At 69.8% G+C, this 1,250-nt stretch carries 1 protein-coding gene; it reads right to left on the bottom strand.

The window, feature by feature from the left end; genetic code table 11:
• On the bottom strand, window positions 1-1,250 hold a 1,250-nt coding region (locus IE247_RS33885; protein ID WP_190127213.1), incomplete at both ends, for an acyltransferase domain-containing protein.

Genomic DNA, 1,250 nt, shown 5'->3' with positions numbered 1-1,250 from the left:
GGTGTGGGGGTGTTGGGGGGTGGGGTGTGGGGGTGGAGGGTGGTGAGGTTGGTGGGGGTGCCGGTGTGGTGGGCGGTGGTGAGGGTGTGGGTGAGGGTGTGGGTTTCGGGTTGGTTTTTGCGGAGGGGGGTGAGGGTGGTGGGGGGGTTGGTGGGGTGGGTTTCGGTGGTGAGGGTGGTGAGGGTGTGGTCGGGGCCGATGTCGGTGTAGTGGGTGTGGTGTTGGTGGTGGAGGGTGGTGAGGGCGTCGTGGAAGCGGACGGTTTGGCGGAGTTGTCGGGTCCAGTAGTCGGGGGTGGTGTGGTCGTCCGGGGTGGCGGGTTTGCCGGTGAGGGTGGAGATGAGGGGGGTGTGGGGTTGGTGGTAGGTGAGGGTGGAGGCGATTTGGTGGAATTCGTCGAGTATGGGGTCCATGTGGGGTGAGTGGAAGGCGTGGCTGACGTGGAGGGTGCGGGTTTTGTGGCCGCGTGCGCGCCATTGGGTGTTGAGGGTTTCGAGGGTGGTGCGGTCGCCGGAGACGACGAGGCTGGTGGGGCCGTTGACGGCGGCGAGGCTGATGTGGTGGGGGTGTTCCTGGAGGTCGGGGGTGATGTCTTCTTCGCGGGCTTGGACGGCGATCATGAGGCCGCCCGCGGGGGCTTGCTGCATGAGCCGGCCGCGGGCGGTGATGAGGGTGGCGGCGTCGGTGAGGGTGAGGATGCCGGCGAGGTGGGCGGCGGTGATTTCGCCGAGGGAGTGTCCGGTGAGGGTGTGGGGGGTGAGTCCGTGGTGGGTGAGGGTGTGGTGGAGGGCGGTGCCGAGGGCGAAGAGGGCGGGCTGGGCCCATTGGGTCTGGTCGAGGAGGTGGGCCTCGGGGGTGCCGGGGGTGGCGAACATGATGTCGCGCAGGGGGTGTTCGAGGTGGGGCTGGAGGGCTTCGATGACGGTGTCGAGGTGGTGGGTGAAGACGGGGTGGTGCTGGTGGAGGCCGTGTCCCATGCCGGGGCGCTGGGTGCCCTGTCCGGTGTAGAGGAACGCGGTGCGGGGGTTGGGGTGGGGGGTGTGGGGTCCCGTGAGGGCGGGGTGGGGGGTGCCGGTGGTGAGGGCGGTGAGGCCGTGGTGGAGTTCCCCGGTGGTGGTGGCGGTGATGGTGGCGCGGTGTTCCATGGGGGTACGGGTGCGGGCGAGCGCGCTCCCGATGTGCACGGGGTCGAGGTGGGGGTGTTCGGTGACGTGGTGAAGGAGACGGGCCGCCTGCCCGGCCAGAGCGGC

It is taken from the genome of Streptomyces inusitatus, assembly GCF_014651115.1.
In the GTDB taxonomy this organism is placed as follows: Bacteria; Actinomycetota; Actinomycetes; order Streptomycetales; family Streptomycetaceae; genus Streptomyces; species Streptomyces amakusaensis.
Note: the sequence above shows the minus strand (reverse complement) of the source record. Positions and strands in the feature narration are given on the sequence as shown.